17 protein-coding genes and 1 tRNA gene are annotated in these 17,844 nt (G+C 56.9%); 9 read left to right on the plus strand and 9 right to left on the minus strand.

Going from position 1 to position 17,844, the window contains the following annotated elements:
- Positions 1 to 42: 42 nt before the first annotated feature.
- The 7 genes from ACRDD5_RS06170 to mltB all read right to left on the minus strand — a co-directional run bounded on the left by ACRDD5_RS06170 (position 43) and on the right by mltB (position 7,135).
- Positions 43 to 135, minus strand: a tRNA-Ser gene (locus ACRDD5_RS06170).
- 341 nt (positions 136 to 476) lie between these two features.
- Positions 477 to 662, minus strand: a complete 186-nt coding sequence (gene csrA / locus ACRDD5_RS06175; protein ID WP_000906486.1) for a carbon storage regulator CsrA — start codon at positions 660 to 662, stop codon at positions 477 to 479.
- A 234-nt stretch (positions 663 to 896) separates the two neighbouring features.
- Positions 897 to 3,524 (minus strand): alanine--tRNA ligase, encoded by a 2,628-nt coding sequence (gene alaS / locus ACRDD5_RS06180; RefSeq protein ID WP_438676224.1) that lies wholly within the window; start codon positions 3,522 to 3,524, stop codon positions 897 to 899.
- A gap of 131 nt (positions 3,525 to 3,655) precedes the next feature.
- The gene (gene recX, locus ACRDD5_RS06185; protein ID WP_271281736.1) at positions 3,656 to 4,156 is read right to left on the minus strand and encodes a recombination regulator RecX; all 501 of its coding nucleotides are present in this window, start codon (positions 4,154 to 4,156) and stop codon (positions 3,656 to 3,658) included.
- 70 nt (positions 4,157 to 4,226) lie between these two features.
- Positions 4,227 to 5,285 (minus strand): recombinase RecA, encoded by a 1,059-nt coding sequence (recA, locus tag ACRDD5_RS06190; RefSeq protein ID WP_271281735.1) that lies wholly within the window; start codon positions 5,283 to 5,285, stop codon positions 4,227 to 4,229.
- 87 nt (positions 5,286 to 5,372) lie between these two features.
- Positions 5,373 to 5,870 carry a nicotinamide-nucleotide amidase gene (pncC, locus tag ACRDD5_RS06195; protein ID WP_271281734.1) on the minus strand — a complete coding sequence of 166 codons (498 nt, stop codon included), beginning with the start codon at positions 5,868 to 5,870 and terminating at the stop codon, positions 5,373 to 5,375.
- Positions 5,871 to 6,043: 173 nt separating this feature from the next.
- Positions 6,044 to 7,135 (minus strand): lytic murein transglycosylase B, encoded by a 1,092-nt coding sequence (gene mltB / locus ACRDD5_RS06200; RefSeq protein ID WP_271281733.1) that lies wholly within the window; start codon positions 7,133 to 7,135, stop codon positions 6,044 to 6,046.
- 275 nt (positions 7,136 to 7,410) lie between these two features.
- On the opposite strand from mltB, the gene srlA reads away from it, so the two are divergent.
- From srlA to gutQ, 7 genes are all read left to right on the plus strand, one after another.
- Entirely contained in the window at positions 7,411 to 7,974 is a 564-nt protein-coding gene (gene srlA / locus ACRDD5_RS06205) for a PTS glucitol/sorbitol transporter subunit IIC (protein ID WP_438676225.1), read from the plus strand.
- The gene (gene srlE, locus ACRDD5_RS06210) at positions 7,971 to 8,930 is read left to right on the plus strand and encodes a PTS glucitol/sorbitol transporter subunit IIB (RefSeq protein ID WP_438676226.1); all 960 of its coding nucleotides are present in this window, start codon (positions 7,971 to 7,973) and stop codon (positions 8,928 to 8,930) included. The genes srlA and srlE overlap by 4 nt, the downstream gene beginning before the upstream one ends.
- Before the next feature lie 12 nt (positions 8,931 to 8,942).
- Complete coding sequence (srlB, locus tag ACRDD5_RS06215; RefSeq protein ID WP_271281730.1) at positions 8,943 to 9,305, plus strand: PTS glucitol/sorbitol transporter subunit IIA; 363 nt, start codon at positions 8,943 to 8,945, stop codon at positions 9,303 to 9,305.
- Between the two features lie 14 nt (positions 9,306 to 9,319).
- Positions 9,320 to 10,099: a sorbitol-6-phosphate dehydrogenase gene (gene srlD, locus ACRDD5_RS06220; protein WP_438676227.1), complete on the plus strand. Its 780-nt coding sequence runs from the start codon at positions 9,320 to 9,322 to the stop codon at positions 10,097 to 10,099.
- A gap of 72 nt (positions 10,100 to 10,171) precedes the next feature.
- On the plus strand, positions 10,172 to 10,531 hold the full coding sequence (gutM, locus tag ACRDD5_RS06225; protein WP_438676228.1) for a transcriptional regulator GutM: 360 nt from the start codon (positions 10,172 to 10,174) through the stop codon (positions 10,529 to 10,531).
- Positions 10,532 to 10,594: 63 nt separating this feature from the next.
- Positions 10,595 to 11,368, plus strand: a complete 774-nt coding sequence (gene srlR, locus ACRDD5_RS06230) for a glucitol operon DNA-binding transcriptional repressor SrlR (protein WP_271281727.1) — start codon at positions 10,595 to 10,597, stop codon at positions 11,366 to 11,368.
- The gene (gene gutQ / locus ACRDD5_RS06235) at positions 11,361 to 12,326 is read left to right on the plus strand and encodes an arabinose-5-phosphate isomerase GutQ (RefSeq protein WP_271281726.1); all 966 of its coding nucleotides are present in this window, start codon (positions 11,361 to 11,363) and stop codon (positions 12,324 to 12,326) included. Before srlR ends, gutQ begins: the two co-directional genes overlap by 8 nt.
- Here the strand turns inward: gutQ and norR are convergent.
- Entirely contained in the window at positions 12,323 to 13,843 is a 1,521-nt protein-coding gene (gene norR / locus ACRDD5_RS06240; protein WP_271281725.1) for a nitric oxide reductase transcriptional regulator NorR, read from the minus strand. The genes gutQ and norR overlap by 4 nt on opposite strands.
- A 189-nt stretch (positions 13,844 to 14,032) precedes the next feature.
- Here norR and norV point away from each other — a divergent pair, with 189 nt between their 5' ends.
- Together norV and norW are read left to right on the plus strand one after the other, a co-directional pair.
- On the plus strand, positions 14,033 to 15,484 hold the full coding sequence (gene norV / locus ACRDD5_RS06245; RefSeq protein WP_438676229.1) for an anaerobic nitric oxide reductase flavorubredoxin: 1,452 nt from the start codon (positions 14,033 to 14,035) through the stop codon (positions 15,482 to 15,484).
- Entirely contained in the window at positions 15,481 to 16,614 is a 1,134-nt protein-coding gene (norW, locus tag ACRDD5_RS06250) for an NADH:flavorubredoxin reductase NorW (protein ID WP_271281723.1), read from the plus strand. The genes norV and norW overlap by 4 nt, the downstream gene beginning before the upstream one ends.
- A gap of 108 nt (positions 16,615 to 16,722) precedes the next feature.
- Here the strand turns inward: norW and ACRDD5_RS06255 are convergent, their stop codons facing one another.
- Positions 16,723 to 17,736 (minus strand): LacI family DNA-binding transcriptional regulator, encoded by a 1,014-nt coding sequence (locus ACRDD5_RS06255; protein ID WP_271281722.1) that lies wholly within the window; start codon positions 17,734 to 17,736, stop codon positions 16,723 to 16,725.
- Positions 17,737 to 17,844 lie beyond the last annotated feature (108 nt).

Raw genomic sequence — 17,844 nt, forward strand, 5'->3', positions numbered from 1 at the left:
TCGTAGCCGAGTACTCTATCCAGCTGAGCTACGGATGCAAAATGGCGGTGAGGCGGGGATTCGAACCCCGGATGCAGCTTTTGACCGCATACTCCCTTAGCAGGGGAGCGCCTTCAGCCTCTCGGCCACCTCACCACACAACGCCTCTTTCGAGTGCCTCGAGTTACTCGTTAAGAGCTTCTCGTCGCTGCGTGGCGCATATATTACTTTCTGGGACTTATAAGTCAAACCTTTTTCCATACTCTTTTTTCGTTTGCACAAATCGCAGGCAAATTGCATGTAAAAGCCACAAACAGAGTGTTTTATAAGCGTATTTTTCAGCGCTGATAACAATAATGTGCAGGTAGATAGAGGATCTCAGGTAGAGATAGCAGATGCGGATCGGTTAAAGAGGCAGCAGTTGAATTCGAACGGTAACTTTTGGCAGGAGTAGAGCGAGTGGGTTGCGTCTCGCCAGACAGCGAGACGCGATAATATCAGTAACTGGACTGCTGGGATTTTTCAGCCTGGATACGCTGGTAGATCTCTTCACGATGAACAGAGACTTCTTTAGGGGCGTTCACACCAATACGTACCTGGTTGCCCTTCACCCCTAAAACTGTCACGGTGACCTCATCCCCAATCATGAGGGTCTCACCAACTCGACGAGTCAGAATCAGCATTCTTTGCTCCTTGAAAGATTAAAAGAGTCGGGTCTCTTGTATCCCGGCATTATCCATCATATAACGCCAAAAAGTAAGCGATGACAAACACGTAATGTGTATGCAGTCACGGCATTACATTCTGTTAAACGTAAGTTTAGCCGATATACACAAACTCAACCTGACTTTATCATTATCGATAGCGCAGTGCGGCATAACGATAACGTTATGCCGCCTGTGTACGCTTTGTAGTTTTTACAGTTTAGAACTTACCCAGCCTTCTACACTGGCTAATGCTGCTGGGAGGGCTGCTGCGTCCGTACCACCGGCTTGCGCCATGTCCGGACGACCGCCCCCTTTGCCACCCACTTGCTGAGCGACCATACCAATCAGCTCCCCTGCTTTCACACGGTCGATCACGTCCTTAGATACGCCCGCAATCAGAGAAACCTTACCTTCCGCTACCGTTGCCAGAACGATAACCGTTGAACCGAGCTGGTTCTTCAGATCGTCGACCATGGTACGAAGCATTTTCGGCTCAACGCCCGCCAGTTCACTCACCAGCAACTTGACGCCATTAATCTCAACCGCTTTGCTGGAGAGGTTAGCGCTCTCCGCAACAGCAGCCTGCTCTTTCAGCTGCTGCAGCTCTTTCTCAAGCTGACGGGTACGTTCCATGACGCTGCGCACTTTCTCGCCCAGGTTATGGCTGTCGCCTTTCAGCAGCTGTGCAATATCGTGCAGCTGATCGCTCTGCGCATGCAGAACGGCAATCGCCCCTTCCCCAGTGACCGCTTCGATACGACGCACGCCTGCTGCCGTACCGGATTCGGAAACGATGCGGAACAGGCCGATGTCACCCGTGCGAGCCGCGTGCGTACCGCCGCACAGCTCGGTGGAGAAATCACCCATGCTCAGCACGCGCACGCGTTCGTCATATTTCTCGCCGAACAGCGCCATCGCGCCTTTATTCTTCGCCGCATCGAGATCCATGATGTTGGTCTCGATTGGCAGGTTGCGGCGGATCTGGGCGTTCACCAGATCTTCCACCGCGCGGATTTCTGCCGGTTTCATTGCTTCGAAATGTGAGAAGTCAAAACGCAGCACTTTGTCATTCACCAGCGAGCCTTTCTGCGCAACGTGCGTGCCCAGAACCTGGCGCAGCGCGGCGTGCATCAGGTGCGTCGCGGAGTGGTTCAGACGGATACGCGCGCGGCGCGCTTCGTCGACCAGCGCCTGCACGCCATCGCCCACTTTCAGCGCGCCGGAGGCCAGCGTACCGAGGTGACCAATCGCCTGGCCGTATTTCTGCGTGTCGGTGACGGTAAAGCCGAAATCAGCGCCTTTCAGCTCGCCTTTATCGCCTACCTGACCGCCAGACTCGGCATAGAATGGGGTTTTGTCCAGAACCACTACCGCGTTCTGGCCCGCGCTGATGCTGTCCACGGCTTTGCCGTCAACAAACAGCGCGGTCACTTTACCGTTCAGTTGCAGATGCTCGTAGCCCTGGAATTCGCTGCTGCCATCCACGCGAATCATCGCGTTGTAGTCGGCACCAAAACCGCTGGACTCACGCGCACGGCGGCGCTGCTCTTCCATTGCGGCTTCAAAGCCCACTTCGTCAACTTTGATATTGCGCTCGCGGCAAACGTCAGCCGTCAGGTCAACCGGGAAGCCGTAGGTGTCGTACAGGCGGAAAGCAGTTTCGCCGTCCAGCGTGTCACCTTTCAGCTTAGTCAGTTCGTCGTCCAGCAGAGCCAGACCGCGCTCCAGCGTACGTGCAAACTGCTCTTCTTCGGTTTTCAGAACCTGCTCAACCTGCGCCTGCTGGCGTTTCAGTTCGTCACCCGCAGCGCCCATAACGCCCACCAGCGGACCCACCAGCTTATAGAAGAAGGTGTCTTTCGCGCCCAGCATGTTGCCGTGACGGATAGCACGGCGAATGATGCGTCGCAGCACGTAGCCACGGTTTTCATTCGACGGGATCACACCATCAGCAATCAGGAACGCACAGGAACGGATGTGGTCGGCAATGACGCGCAGGGATTTGTTGCTCAGATCGGTCGCGCCAGTCACTTCGGCAACGGACTTAATCAGGGTGCTGAACAGATCGATATCGTAGTTGGAGTTCACGTGCTGCAGCACGGCGGCGATACGTTCCAGACCCATGCCGGTATCCACAGAGGGTTTCGGCAGCGGCTCCATGGTGCCGTCAATCTGACGGTTGAACTGCATGAAGACGATGTTCCAGATCTCAATGTAGCGATCGCCATCTTCTTCTGCGCTCCCCGGAGGCCCCCCCCAGATGTGATCGCCATGATCGTAGAAGATTTCGGTGCAAGGGCCACAAGGACCGGTGTCGCCCATCTGCCAGAAGTTGTCAGACGCGTAGGGTGCGCCTTTATTATCACCGATACGAATAATACGTTCGCGCGGGATACCCACTTCTTTTTCCCAGATTTCAAAGGCTTCATCGTCGGTTTCGTAGACGGTAACCCACAGACGCTCTTTCGGCAGGTTGAACCAGTTTTCACCGGTCAGCAGCTCCCATGCGTACTGGATTGCATCGTTTTTGAAATAGTCGCCGAAGCTGAAGTTGCCCAGCATTTCGAAGAAAGTGTGGTGACGTGCGGTATAACCGACGTTTTCCAGGTCGTTATGTTTACCGCCTGCGCGCACACAGCGCTGCGAGGTGGTCGCGCGGGAATAATTACGCTTGTCGAGACCAAGGAAAACATCCTTGAACTGGTTCATCCCGGCGTTAGTAAACAGTAAAGTCGGATCGTTATTTGGTACCAGGGAGCTGCTGGCAACAACCTGGTGTCCCTTACTATGGTAAAAATCGAGAAACGCCTGTCGGATCTCAGCGGTGCTCTTGCTCATAATTATCCTGAAATCAAGCTAACGAAATGTCACAGCGGGTCGCAGCGCAACGTTTGTTGGACGGACCAGCTACTGGAAAAAGTGGGAATAAGATAAGTTTTCTTGTGAGGGAAGTAAAATCCCGCATGCGTTCATTCGATAAAATTACGCCAGATATCCTGAATATCCTCCATCAGGTAGCCACGATAGAGCAAAAAACGCTGGATTTTGACTTTTTCTGAAAACTCCCGCGGCAGCGGTTCACCGTACTTACGCACCGCCTGCTCCCGCGCCTGCTCACACCAGTCGATCTCGCATTCGCGCATCGCTTTTTCGCTGGTTTCCCGCGCAATGCCTTTTTGATTCAGCTCCTGGCGGATGCGTGCCGGGCCGTAACCTTTCCGGCTGCGGCTGGCAATAAAGCGTGCGACAAAACGTGCATCATCAAGATAGCTGTGCTCATAGCACCAGGCGACAACGCGGTCATAATCTTCGGCAGTGGCGTCGATAGCTTCCGGCCCGTTTTTCGTCATCACGGGCGCGGTGAGTTTGCGGCGAAGTTCCTGTTCACTGTGGTCGCGAACTGCAAGAATGCGCACCGCGCGATCTAATAGTCGGGCGTACGCAGGACGACGTGCTGTGGATTCACTCATAGATAAACCTGCTACAGTTAAAAAGCAAAAAGGGCCGCATTATGCGACCCTTATTTATTTCAGCGAGTGATTAGAAATCTTCGTTGGTTTCTTCAGCGCCTTCGCCGTCAACGGCGAACTGCGGCTTAGCATCCTGGTTGGTGAGCAGCAGCTCACGCACTTTCTTCTCGATCTCTTTTGCTGCTGCCGGGTTATCTTTCAGCCAGGAAATGGCGTTCGCTTTACCCTGACCAATCTTGTCGCCGTTGTAGCTGTACCAGGCGCCCGCTTTTTCAATCAGCTTCTCTTTCACGCCCAGGTCAACCAGTTCGCCGAAGAAGTTGATCCCTTCGCCGTACATGATCTGGAATTCAGCCTGTTTAAACGGTGCAGCAATTTTGTTCTTCACAACCTTCACGCGGGTTTCGCTGCCCACCACGTTATCACCGTCTTTCACGGCGCCGATACGGCGGATATCCAGACGCACGGAGGCATAGAATTTCAGTGCGTTACCACCGGTGGTGGTTTCCGGGTTACCGAACATCACACCAATCTTCATACGGATCTGGTTGATGAAGATCAGCAGCGTGTTGGACTGCTTCAGGTTACCGGCCAGCTTACGCATCGCCTGGCTCATCATACGTGCCGCGAGGCCCATGTGAGAGTCGCCGATTTCGCCTTCGATTTCTGCTTTCGGGGTCAGCGCGGCTACGGAGTCGACGATAATCACGTCGACTGCACCAGAGCGTGCCAGGGCGTCACAGATTTCCAGCGCCTGCTCACCGGTATCCGGCTGAGAACACAGCAGGTTGTCGATATCAACACCCAGTTTACGAGCGTAGACCGGATCCAGCGCGTGCTCAGCATCGATAAAGGCACAGGTTTTGCCTTCGCGCTGTGCTGCAGCCACAACCTGTAACGTCAGGGTGGTTTTACCGGAGGATTCTGGTCCGTAGATTTCTACGATACGACCCATTGGCAGGCCGCCAGCACCCAGTGCAATATCCAGAGAAAGCGAACCGGTGGAGATAGTTTCTACATCCATGGAACGGTCTTCACCCAGGCGCATGATGGAACCTTTACCGAATTGCTTTTCGATCTGGCCCAGTGCTGCCGCCAACGCTTTCTGTTTGTTTTCGTCGATAGCCATTATTTCCTCTCATGCCGGGAGAAGCGACTGTGCTTCACCGTGGATTTCTGTTCTGTTGCCGCAATTATACTGTATGGTCATACAGTATCAAGTCTTTTGTAGAAATTGTTGCCAGAGCGTTTTTAACGCATATCCGGTCGCCTGACGGCGCACGCTTTCACGATCACCGCTAAAGCACTCCCGGCGGGTGATCCCTTCGCCTTGTGCCGTCGCAAAGCCAAACCACACGGTGCCGACAGGCTTTTCTTCGCTGCCGCCGTCCGGTCCGGCGATGCCGCTAATTGAGATAGCGTAATCCGCACGTGCGGCACGCAGCGCACCAATTGCCATCTCGACAACCACCGGTTCACTCACCGCGCCATGCTCAATCAGCGTTGGCTCGCGTACGGCGATCATTTGCACTTTCGCTTCATTACTGTAGGTGACAAAGCCGCGGTCAAACCAGGCCGAGCTGCCGGCAATATCGGTGATGACTTTTGCCACCCAGCCGCCCGTACAGGATTCTGCCGTCGTTACCGTCGCACCGCGCTGTTTGAGCGCCTGCCCCACGGCTTCACTCAGCTGCATCAATTCATGGTCAGTCATGTTGTTAAGCTCCTGAAAAACGTGCAGCACAAGATAGCACTTTACGCCGTAGCCTGAAGGAAGAGGAACCGGTTTTACGAGCCTCCTTCCGAAAACTGCCTGCCAGCGTTTGGGGAAAAGAAAAAGGTGAGTGGATAACCTCCCCTCACCTTCCTGACTGCCCAATCACGCCATTAATTGAACGGCGATGCCACCCGCGCCTGCGCCACGGCCAGCCCTAACTGCCAGACCGCCATCGCATAGTGCGTGCTGTGGTTATACCGGGTGATGGTGTAGAAGTTCGGCAGACCGTACCAGTACTGATAACCCGTACCAATATCCAGACGCAGCAGGCTCACCTGCTGATTACCGGCGATCGGTTGCTGCGGTGTTAACCCAGCAGCGGTTAGCTGTGCTGCGCTGTATTTGGTTTTGAAACCATTTTCCAGCCCGGCCGCCTGACCGTTGGCCTGAATGGCAACCGGCTCGCCTTTCTTCCAGCCGTGACCTTTGAAGTAGTTGGCGACGCTGCCAATGGCATCTTCGGGATCCCACAGGTTAATGTGCCCGTCCCCGTTAAAATCAACAGCGTACTGCTTATACGACGACGGCATAAACTGCCCGTAGCCCATTGCCCCGGCGAAGGAGCCTTTCAGATCCAGCGGGTCGTCCTGCTCGTCGCGGGCCATCAGCAGGAAGGTTTCCAGCTCGGAGGAGAAGTACTCCGCGCGGCGCGGGTAGTTAAAGGAGAGGGTCGCCAGCGCATCAAGAATGCGGGTTTTGCCCATCACGCGGCCCCAGCGGGTTTCGACGCCAATAATCCCGACGATGATCTCCGGCGGTACGCCGTACACCTGCCAGGCGCGGGTCAGCGCATCCTGATATTGGTCCCAGAACGCCACGCCGTTTTGCACGTTGTCCGGGGTAATAAACTGCTGGCGATAGCGTAGCCACGCGCCGTTCGGACCGGCCGGTGGCTGAGTGGTTGGGGCCTGGCGGTCCATCAGACGCAGTACATAGTCCAGACGCTTGGCCTGGGAGAGGATCTCCTGCAGCTGGGTTTTATTAAAACCGTGCTTGCTCACCATTTTGTCGATGAACTGCTCCGCCGCCGGGTTATTGGCAAAGTCGCCCCCCATCTGCATCACGTCGTGCTGAGGTTCCAGCAGAAAGCCGCCAGAAGGCGCGCCCGCGGTTTGCTGGGCCGCTTCGGTTTTCGGTTTGCTGCTGCAGGCAGAGAGCAAAATAAGCACAGGCAATAAGGCTGCGTAACGACGCTTGAACATGGCACATCCATTCCAGGGAATTCGATAAGTGGCAAGTATGGTAAAGCATCCGGGACACCTCAAGGAAGGGGCGCTGGCGTACGCCGCAAAATCTTTACGCTACCCAAAGGCAAATTCAGCGTCTTCTCAGCCGCATATGATTGCCCATCGCCAAAATCTTTCAAATTGATCAATTTTTCTTTCATTGTGAGATCTAATTAACACTTTAAAACCTTTCAAAGTGATTATTATTAGATGCCGTCAGACACGAACTCACACGTCCACAGGAGAGAAGAATGATAGAAACCATTACCCACGGTGCCGAGTGGTTTATCGGGCTGTTTCAGAAAGGTGGCGAGGTCTTTACCGGGATGGTCACCGGTATTTTGCCGCTGCTGATAAGCCTGCTGGTGATCATGAATGCGCTGATCAACTTCATCGGCCAGCACCGGATCGAAAAATTCGCCCAGCGCTGCGCCGGAAATCCACTGTCCCGTTATTTGCTGTTGCCCTTTATCGGCACTTTTGTGTTCTGTAACCCGATGACCCTGAGCCTCGGACGTTTTATGCCGGAGCGCTACAAGCCGAGCTACTACGCTGCGGCCTCGTACAGCTGCCACTCGATGAACGGTCTGTTTCCGCACATCAACCCCGGGGAGCTGTTCGTCTACCTCGGGATCGCCAGTGGCCTGACCACCCTCGGTCTGCCGCTGGGCCCGCTGGCAGTCAGCTATCTGCTGGTCGGCCTGGTCACCAACTTCTTCCGCGGCTGGGTCACCGACCTCACCACCGCCATTTTCGAAAAGAAAATGGGCATCCAGCTTGAACAAAAAGTCCATCTGGCAGGAGCAACAGCATGACCCGCATTCGGATTGAACAAGGCACGGGCGGATGGGGCGGCCCACTGGAACTGGACGCCACCGCCGACAAAAAGATTGTCTATATCACCGCCGGTACACGCCCGGCGATCGTCGACAAGTTGCGCGATCTTACCGGCTGGGAAGCAGTCGACGGCTTTAAAGAGGGCGAACCGCCGGAAGCGGAAATTGGCGTGGCGGTGATCGACTGCGGCGGCACCCTGCGCTGCGGCATTTATCCTAAACGGCGAATTCCCACGATCAACATTCACGCGACGGGAAAATCCGGACCGCTGGCGCAGTACATCCTTGAAGACATTTACGTGTCTGGGGTGCGAGAAGAGAACATTACCCTGGCTGACGGTGTCGCACCGGCGAAAAAGAGCGCCCCGCGCGAGTACGACACGAGTAAGAAGATCACCGAGCAGAGCGACGGCCTGCTGGCCAAAGTCGGGATGGGGATGGGCTCGGCGGTGGCGGTGCTGTTCCAGTCCGGGCGCGACACCATTGATACGGTGCTGAAAACCATTCTGCCGTTTATGGCGTTCGTCTCGGCGCTGATCGGCATCATCATGGCCTCGGGCCTTGGGGACTGGATCGCCCACGGTCTTGCTCCGCTGGCCAGCCATCCGTTAGGGCTGGTGACGCTGGCGCTGATTTGCTCCTTCCCTCTGCTGTCGCCGTTCCTTGGCCCTGGAGCCGTGATCGCCCAGGTGATTGGCGTATTAATCGGGGTGCAGATTGGGCTGGGCCATATCCCGCCACATCTCGCCCTGCCCGCGCTGTTCGCCATTAATGCCCAGGCCGCCTGCGACTTTATCCCGGTGGGTCTGTCGCTTGCCGAAGCGCGCCAGGACACCGTGCGCGTCGGCGTGCCTTCGGTGCTGGTCAGCCGCTTCCTGACGGGCGCGCCCACCGTGCTGATCGCCTGGTTTGTCTCCGGCTTTATTTATCAATAAGAGGTGCTTGCGATGACTGTGATTTACCAGACCACCATTACCCGTATCGGCCAGAGCGCCCCGGATGCGCTCTGCGACCAGATGCTGATTACCTTTCGCGAAGGCGCGCCTGCGGATATCGAAGAGTTTTGCTTTATCCACTGTCACGGCGAGCTGAACGGCGAACTGCTGCCCGGCAGCCAGTTAACCCTGGGGGAAACCCGCTATCCGGTCACCGCCGTGGGCAGTGTCGCCGAGCAGAATCTGCGCGAGTTGGGGCATATCACCCTGCGTTTCGATGGTCAGACCGAGGCGGAATATCCGGGTACCGTGCATGTCGCCGGGCCGGTTCCGCAGGCGCTGGCCACCGGTTGTGTACTGAAATTTGTAGCCTAATAAAGGAGAGAAAGATGAATCAGGTTGCTGTTGTCATTGGCGGGGGACAAACCTTAGGGGAATATCTCTGCCGTGGGCTGGCCGCAGAGGGCTATCGCGTGGCGGTGGTGGATATTCAAAGCGAAAAAGCCGCCCGGGTAGCCAGCGTTATTAATCAGGAGTTTGGCGAAGGGATGGCGTACGGCTTTGGTGCCGATGCCACCAGCGAACAGAGCGTGCTGGCGCTGTCGCACGGGGTGAACGAGATTTTTGGCCGCGTCGACCTGCTGGTCTACAGCGCCGGGATCGCCAAAGCCGCGTTTATCAGCGACGTCGCGCTGGGGGATTTCGACCGCTCATTACAGGTGAATCTGGTGGGCTATTTCCTCTGCGCCCGCGAGTTTTCCCGTCTGATGATCCGCGACGGCATTGCCGGGCGCATCATTCAGATCAACTCCAAGTCCGGCAAGGTGGGCAGCAAACACAACTCCGGCTACAGCGCAGCCAAGTTTGGCGGCGTGGGGCTGACGCAGTCCCTGGCGCTGGATCTGGCCGAGTACGGCATTACCGTGCATTCATTAATGCTCGGCAACCTGCTGAAATCGCCGATGTTCCAGTCGCTGCTACCGCAATATGCCACCAAGCTGGGTATTGAAGCGGATCAGGTGGAGCAATACTACATCGATAAAGTCCCGCTCAAGCGCGGCTGCGACTACCAGGATGTGCTGAACATGCTGCTGTTTTATGCCAGCCCAAAAGCGTCTTACTGCACCGGGCAGTCGATCAATGTTACCGGTGGGCAGGTCATGTTCTGATCGCGCGGCCAGATGCCCTCACGCCCCCTCTCCCACAGGGAGGGGGATCTGTTAATCACCCAGGAGCCACACATGGTCACCACCCTTATTACCGTCGCCGCTATAGCCTGGATTTGCCAGCTGGCACTCGGCGGCTGGCAAATCCACCGCTTTAATCGCGCCTTCGACGCCCTTTGCCAGCGCGGTCGCGTCGGCGTGGGCCGTTCCGGCGGGCGCTTTAAACCGCGGGTGGTGATTGCCATCGCGCTGGATGACGACGACCGGGTCTGCGACGCCCTGATGATGCGCGGGCTGACGGTCTTCGCCCGTCCGGTGAAAATTGCAGCACTCAACGGCCTTCCCCTGCGGGAATTAGAGCCTGGTGTGATCTTTCCCCATGATCCACTCTGTCAGAATGCACTATCATTAGCGCTTAAATTGAAACATGGATAATTTCGTTGTGAACGTTATAAGCTTGCGAAATTATCATTTCGCAACATAAGGAACTCAACGTCTATGAAACCACGCCAGCGGCAGGCGGCCATTCTTGAGCATCTGCAAAAGCAGGGAAAGTGCTCAGTCGAGGATCTGGCCCACCACTTTGATACCACCGGTACCACCATCCGCAAGGATCTGGTGATCCTGGAAAACGCCGGAACGGTGATCCGAACCTATGGCGGCGTGGTGCTGAATAAAGACGAAGCCGATCCGCCGATCGACCACAAAACGCTGATCAATACCCAGCAGAAAGCGCTGATCGCCGATGCCGCAGTGAAGTTTATCCATGACGGTGATTCCATCATTCTCGATGCGGGCAGCACGGTGCTGCAGATGGTGCCGATGCTGAGTCGCTTTAATAACATCACGGTGATGACCAACAGCCTGCACATCGTCAACGCGCTGGCGGAATTCGACAACGAACAAACTCTTCTGATGCCCGGCGGCACCTTCCGCAAAAAATCGGCATCGTTTCACGGCCAGCTGGCAGAAAACGCCTTCGACCATTTCAGCTTTGACCGCCTGTTTATGGGCACCGACGGCATCGATCTCAACGCGGGCGTCACCACCTTCAACGAAGTCTTCAGCGTCAGCAAAGCCATGTGCAATGCCGCCCGGGAGGTGATCCTGATGGCAGACTCGTCGAAGTTTGGCCGCAAAAGCCCTAATATTGTCTGTGCCCTTGAAAGCGTCGATACGCTGATCACCGACGCAGGTATCGATCCGGCGTTCAAGAAAGCGCTGGAAGAGAAAGGAATCAACGTGATCGTAACCGGAGAGAGAGATGAGTGATTTTCTGATCAACGCAGGTCGTCAAACCCTGATGCTGGAACTGCAGGAAGCCAGCCGCCTGCCGGAAAGGCTGGGTGATGATTTTGTTCTGGCCGCCAACACCATCATTCAGTGTGAAGGCAAAGTGATTGTCGCGGGCATTGGTAAATCCGGCCATATCGGCAAGAAGATTGCCGCAACGCTTGCCAGCACCGGCACCCCGGCCTTTTTTGTCCATCCGGCGGAAGCGCTGCACGGCGACCTGGGGATGATTGAAAGCCGCGACGTGCTGCTGTTTATCTCCTACTCCGGTTCGGCGAAAGAGCTGGATCTTATCCTCCCGCGCCTGCAGGAAAAATCGGTCGCGCTGCTGGCGATGACCGGCAAATCCCGCTCGCCGCTGGCGCTGGCTGCCAAAGCGACACTGGATATTTCAGTCGAACGCGAAGCCTGCCCGATGCACCTGGCGCCGACCTCCAGCACCGTCAATACGCTGATGATGGGCGATGCGCTGGCAATGGCAGTAATGCAGGCCCGGGGCTTTAACGAAGAAGATTTTGCCCGCTCCCATCCGGCCGGGGCGCTGGGCGCGCGTCTGCTGAATAAAGTGCATCACCTGATGCGCACCGATGACGCCATCCCGCAGGTGAAGCTGAATACCAGCGTAATGGACGCAATGCTGGAGCTGAGCCGTACCGGGCTGGGGCTGGTGGCGGTCTGCGATGAACACCATCAGGTCAAAGGGGTGTTCACCGACGGCGACCTGCGTCGCTGGCTGGTGGGCGGCGGTAAACTGGAGATCGCCGTCAGCGACGCCATGACCCGCGGCGGCCTGACCCTGAATGCCGACAGCCGCGCGATAGAAGCCAAAGAGCTGCTGATGAAGCGCAAAATTACCGCCGCTCCGGTGGTGGATGACAATGGCTGCCTGTGCGGGGCCATTAACCTGCAGGATTTCTACCAGGCAGGCATCATTTAAGGCTTCAGCCCCAGACGTTTTGCCAGCCGGTGCAGGTTGGCGACGTCTGTCTCCAGCGCCCTTGCGCTCGCTGCCCAGCTGCGGCTGTTCTGCTCCAGCGCCCGGCTGATCATCTGGCGCTGAAAATCTTCCGTGGCATCACGCAGGTTCCGATTCGTCACCTGCGGTTCTGGCATTTCCGACATCGTCGCAGGCGTACTCTCATCATGCAGGGAAAAATGGCGGGCGTGGATCACCACTTCATCGCCCGACCTCGCGGCCCGCGCCAGTACCACGGCGCGGTGGATCGCATGCTCCAGCTCGCGCACGTTGCCGGGCCAGCCGTAGCTCATCAGATGGGTGCGGGCACCAGGGCTGAGTACCACCCGGGATAAGCCCATCCGTAACCGGCACTGCTCGCAGAAAAAGCCCGCCAGCAGCACCACATCCTCGCCCCGCTCGCGCAGCGCCGGTACCGAAAGCGGAAACACGCTCAGGCGGTGGAACAGGTCAGCACGGAAATTCCCGGCCAGCACCTCTTCACGCAGATCGCGGTTAGTGGCCGCCAGCACCCGGACGTCAACCCGCAGGCTGCGGTCGTCGCCCACCCGCTGGATATCGCCATACTGCAGCACGCGCAGCAGCTTGGCCTGCAGCGCCAGCGACAGCTCGCCAATCTCGTCGAGGAACAGCGTGCCGTTGTCAGCCATTTCAAACTTGCCGCTGCGGTTGCTGATCGCCCCGGTAAACGCCCCTTTGACGTGACCGAACAGTTCGCTCTCGGCGACGCTCTCCGGCAGCGCGGCACAGTTCAGATAGACCAGTGGATTCACGCCGCGCGGCGAGGCCTCGTGGATGGATTTCGCCACCAGCTCTTTACCGGTGCCGGTTTCCCCTTCGATCAGTACGTTAAGATCGGAGGCGGCGACTATCTCAATCTCCTTCTTCAACTGCATGATGCCCGGTGACAGGCCGATCATCTCAGTGTGCGCCACCTGCTCAAACGCCGTCGGGCTGGCGGGGAGGCTGTTCTGGCTCTCCAGCTGCTCAATCAGCAATGCATTGTTCAGCGCCCCGGCAGCCAGCGCCGCAATCAGCCGCAGCTCTTCGTCGCTGAAGGTGTCGAACTGATCCGGCGACATGCCGTCGAGGGTCAGCGCGCCAATAAGATGTTGCCCGGCAAACAGCGGCAGGCCGATACAGGCATGCACTTTCAGGCTCTCCTGGCCGGGAATGAGTCCGTCATAGGGGTCGGGCAGATCGCTGTCGGCAGGAAAGCGAACCACATCCCCGGCGCGGGCGATGGTCTCCAGTCGGGGATGTCCCTCAAGGGTAAATCGCCGCCCGAGAACATCCTGCGCCAGCCCGTCTATAGCCAGCGGAATAAACTGCCGCCCTTCATAACGCAGCAGCGCCGATGCATCGCAATCCAGCACATGGCGCAGGGTCGAGATCAGGCGCTGAAAACGATCCTGATGGCCGATACCGCTCTGCAACTCAATGGCGATCCCCGCCAGCACTTCAACTGAAAAACTCATTTTCGCCTCGCTGTCATTCTGACAATGCATCTTGTCATATTGACTATATCAATGACAGTCAAATTGACTACCCATTAAGCGTTATTATTTTTAAAAACAATAAAAATCAATCACTTAAAAAGTTGGCACGCAAGCTGCAATAAGAAAAATATCTTTATCCCCATTCGCTTAATTATTTTCGAGGTTGCTATGTCTATTCTGGTTAAAAACAATATTCATTGGGTCGGTCAACGTGACTGGGAAGTACGTGATTTCCACGGAACTGAATATAAAACCCTGCGCGGCAGCAGCTACAATAGCTACCTCATTCGTGAAGAGAAAAACGTGCTGATCGACACCGTCGATCATAAATTCAGCCGTGAATTCGTGCAGAACCTGCGCAGCGAAATCGACCTGGCCGATATCGATTACATCATCATTAACCACGCCGAAGAAGATCACGCCGGTGCGCTGACCGAACTGATGTCCTGCATCCCGGACACCCCAATTTACTGCACCGCTAACGCTATCGACTCCATCAATGGTCATCACCATCACCCGGAGTGGAATTTCAACATCGTGAAAACCGGTGACGCCCTGGATATCGGTAACGGCAAACAGCTGATCTTCGTTGAAACCCCAATGCTGCACTGGCCTGACAGCATGATGACCTACATGACCGGCGACGCGGTGCTGTTCAGTAACGACGCCTTCGGTCAGCACTACTGCGACGAACGTCTGTTCAATGACGAAGTGGATCAGACTGAGCTGTTCGAACAGTGCCAGCGTTACTACGCCAACATCCTGACCCCGTTCAGCCGTCTGGTCACGCCAAAAATTACTGAAATCCTCGGCTTTAACCTGCCGGTGGATATGATTGCCACCTCCCACGGTGTGGTATGGCGCGAGAACCCAACCCAGATCGTTGAAATGTATCTGAAATGGGCCGCTGACTATCAGGAAGATCGCATCACCGTCTTCTACGACACCATGTCCAACAATACCCGCATGATGGCCGACGCCATTGCTCAGGGCATCAACGAAGTGGATCCCAACGTGGCGGTGAAAATCTTCAACGTGGCGCGCAGCGATAAGAACGAGGTCCTGACTAACGTCTTCCGCTCTAAAGGCGTGCTGGTGGGAACCTCCACCATGAACAACGTGATGATGCCAAAAATTGCGGGCCTGGTTGAAGAGATGACCGGTTTGCGCTTTCGCAACAAACGCGCCAGCGCATTCGGCTCCCACGGCTGGAGCGGCGGTGCGGTAGACCGTCTGTCCACCCGTTTGCAGGATGCCGGTTTTGAGATGTCCCTGAGCCTGAAAGCGAAATGGCGCCCGGATATCGACGCGCTGGAAATCTGCCGTCAGCACGGCCGTGACATTGCACGTCAGTGGGCACTCGCTCCGCTGCCAGCAGCGACCACCACTGCCTCGGCTCAACAGCAGGACGAGTGCGCCTGTGCCGCAGCGGCCGCTGCGGATCTCGGCCCTTGCATGCAGTGCAGCGTCTGCCAGTGGATCTACGATCCGGCGGTTGGCGAGCCAATGCAGGATGTACAGCCAGGCACTCCGTGGAGCCAGGTGCCAGACAACTTCCTGTGCCCTGAATGCTCCCTGGGTAAAGACGTCTTCGACGAACTGGCATCGGAGGCAAAATGAACCACGGCATCGTGATTATCGGCTCGGGCTTTGCCGCTCGCCAGCTGGTGAAAAACATTCGTAAACAGGATGCAAACGTCCCGCTGACGCTGATCGCCGCCGACAGCATGGACGAGTACAGCAAGCCAGACTTGAGCCACGTCATCAGTCAGAGTCAGCGTGCCGACGACCTCACCCGCCAGACGGCGGGGGAGTTTGCCGAGGAGTACAACCTGCGCCTGTTCCCTTACAGCTGGGTAACGGAAATCGACGCCGCCGCCCATGTGGTGAAAGCAAAAGACACCCAGTGGTCATATGACAAACTGGTGCTGGCAACCGGCGCAGCGGCCTTTGTTCCGCCGGTCGAAGGCCGCGAGCTGATGCTCACCCTGAACAGCCAGACCGAGTACCGCGCCTGCGAAACCACCCTGCGCGATGCGCGGCGGGTGATGATTGTCGGCGGGGGTCTGATCGGCACCGAGCTGGCGATGGATTTCTGCCGGGCCGGGAAAGCCGTTACCCTGGTTGACCATGCTGCCAGCATCCTGTCTGCGCTTATGCCAGCCGAAGTAAGCAGTCGCTTACAACATCGGCTGACCGATATGGGCGTGCACCTGCAGCTGAAATCCCAGCTGCACAGCCTGACCCAAACCGGGAACGGGATTTGCGCCATGTTGGATCGCGACCGCTGCATCGAAGTGGATGCGGTGATTGCCGCCACCGGGCTGCGGGCCGAAACCGTGCTGGCCCGGCGTGCGGGTGCAGAGGTAAACCGTGGCGTGAAGGTCGACAGCTATCTGCAGACCACGCAGCCGGATATCTATGCCCTGGGAGATTGCGCCGAAATTAACGGTCAGGTGTTGCCATTCCTGCAACCGATTCAACTCAGCGCCATGTACCTGGCAAAGAACCTGCTCGGCGGCAGCGCGCCGTTGAAACTGCCCGCGATGCTGGTGAAGGTGAAAACGCCGGAACTGCCTCTGCATCTGGCGGGTGAAACCCAGCGCAAAGATTTGACCTGGCAGATCGCCATTGAGCCGCAGGGTATGGTGGCAAAAGGCGCCGATGCCGAAGGCAACCTGCGCGCCTTTGTGGTCAGTGAAGATCGCATGAAGGAGGCTTTCGCCCTGCTGAAATCATTACCTGTTTAACCCTCAAGCTCGATCACTCTTTTGTTGTATGCCTGTCCGATTTTGCCTTTCGCAGCCCCGATGTCCCGGGGCTTTTTTATGCCGGACACCGGCGGTCACGCCGTAAGATCAGCGATGCGGGCCGGGCATCACCGAATCACGCAGGATCAGCTCCCCGTCAAAGGTCTGCCGGAAAGTAAAGTCCCCGCCATCGAGCATAAAGATCACCCGGCTGATGGTCTCTTTCACCATCTCGGTGACCGGCACCCGCACGCTTGAGAGCGCTGGGATCACGTATGGCGCCATCGCGATATCATCGAACCCGGCCACCGACACCTCGCCAGGTACGGCCACTCCGCTTTCATGCAGCTGCTTAATGGCGCCAATCGCCATGTCGTCGTTACTGGCCACCAGCGCCGTAAAGGTCTCGTCGCGCGCCAGCAGTTCCGTCACCCCTGCAGCGCCGCTGGCCGGGGTCCATTTGCCTTCGACAATCAGCGATTCACGCAGCGGGATCCGCTCTGCAGCAAGCGCGTCTTTATAGCCGGAGAGACGCTCAATCCCGGTAGGTGAATCGAGTGAGCCGGTAATAAACGCAATATCCCGATGGCCCTGCCCGATTAACTGCGCCACCGCCGCCTGGCTGGAGGCTTTATGATCCGACCAGACGCAGTGGCTGCTGTGCTTGCGCAAGCGTCGGTTCAGCACCAGCACCGGCTGCTCGTGCTTGTCGATGATCTCGTCCATCTCATCGACGCTGAGAAAACGCGGGTAGATGATGATCGCATCGCAGCGCATATCCAGCAGATACTGAATCGCTTCACGCTCTTCACTGGCGCTGTGCTTGCCGTCGGCGAGGATCAGCTGCCGCCCTTTTTCTTCGGTCATTCTGGCTGCGTGGAACAGCAACTCGCTGAAATAGACCCCGTGATAGAGGGTGTTGGTCACCACCAGCCCGAGGGTTTGCGTGCGCCTGGTCGCCAGATTGCGCGCCAGTAAATTCGGGCGATAGCCGCTCTCCTCAATCGCCTGAAATACCCTGTCTTTTGTCTCCTGGCTCACGTAGCCATTGCCCGAAAGCACCCGGGAAACCGTCGCCTTCGAGACCCCTGCCCGCTTCGCCACTTCCAGCATCGTGGTCATAATCTGTTCCGTCTGAAACCAATGAGCGGCAGTGTACTGCACCCCGTGAAAATTGTCGCAGCGCGAATACTGCGCTTTGTCGCGCGTTAGGTGATCGTCATCACGATT

The sequence above is a fragment of the Silvania sp. genome, from assembly GCF_051656365.1.
Classification (GTDB): domain Bacteria; phylum Pseudomonadota; class Gammaproteobacteria; order Enterobacterales; family Enterobacteriaceae; genus Enterobacter; species Enterobacter hatchlandensis.